The sequence below is a fragment of the Dickeya chrysanthemi NCPPB 402 genome, assembly GCF_000406105.1.
In the GTDB taxonomy this organism is placed as follows: Bacteria; Pseudomonadota; Gammaproteobacteria; order Enterobacterales; family Enterobacteriaceae; genus Dickeya; species Dickeya chrysanthemi.
This window is the reverse complement of the sequence record NZ_AOOA01000070.1, coordinates 1-1,047: the sequence shown is the minus strand read 5'-3', so window position 1 is coordinate 1,047 and position 1,047 is coordinate 1. Positions and strand designations below refer to the sequence as shown.

At 37.6% G+C, this 1,047-nt stretch carries 2 protein-coding genes; both read right to left on the bottom strand.

Annotated elements, in window-relative coordinates; all coding sequences use genetic code 11:
• Positions 1 to 340, bottom strand: a 340-nt coding sequence (locus DCH402_RS00100; protein WP_039998832.1) for a DEAD/DEAH box helicase family protein, incomplete at its 3' end; no start/stop codon positions are given.
• Positions 330 to 1,047: DNA methyltransferase (locus DCH402_RS00095; RefSeq protein ID WP_039998834.1), on the bottom strand; the 718-nt coding region annotated here is incomplete at its 5' end. The genes DCH402_RS00095 and DCH402_RS00100, both read right to left, overlap by 11 nt.

Sequence of the window (1,047 nt, the reverse complement as noted above, 5' to 3'; positions counted from 1 at the left end):
CCACGATATTATTTTGATTGACGAAAAACAAAAAATGCCGATAACCTTTTTCAAAATAATACAAAATCAACGCCGCCATCATCATCGTTTTGCCAGCACCTGTTGCCATATTGAACAGCAAATGGGTAGGGCGGTTTTTGATGTCAGGGAAATCCTTTAATTTTGAAGCGCGGTCAAAAATCACAAAGTTTTCTAAAGCCGATTTTTGCCATTCAAAAAACGGATATTTTAAATTGCGTTCTACAAATTCAGGCAGCGCGAAAAAATCTGTCTGTTCTATTTCTTCCAGCGTTGATTTGCGGTCTTCCACCCAATCAAATAACGTTTTATTATTCGCCATCTTTTTTCTCCGCTTGATTTTTTGCTGATTGATAGAATTCACGGCTTAACGCTTTATCGTCATCATTTAAGCAACCTGCAAATTGCTCATCATCCATTTCGGATAATGAAACATACATTTGATTTAAATCCAACATTTCAAGCACCATTTGTTTTTGTTCGTCTAATGCCAAGGATTGAAATTCAGGCTCTTGAATGATTTGACTAAATTCATTTACGCTGACGTTGTATTTCAAGAAATAGCGTTCGCATAAACCTTCAAACAGCGTTTTGATGCCGTCTGAATCTTCGCAAGCCAAAATTTGTTGTTTTGCGGTTTCGTTAAATGGAGCAAGTTCGGCATAGACAAACTCGCCGCCACCTTGCCAATTCACGGCTTTGGAAATACCGCCTTGCTCGCCATCAATCACTTTTTTCAAGCGTTCAACGGCAAGCGTTTCAATATAATCCATTTGTTCAATACCGATATATTGTCGGTTCATTTTGTGGGCAACGGCGGCGGTTGTGCCACTACCAAGATGGTAGTCTAAGACGATGTCGGATTCGTTGGTTGTGATGGTAATAAAATCTTGGATAAGTTCTTCTGGTTTAGGATTTTTAAATGCCTTTTCACCAAAAAGATTTTTCATCTGTTCAGTTCCATTACCACTACTGTATTCAGGTTTATAAAAAATAGTTTTAGGTTTTTTTGTAGGTAAATCATCTAAT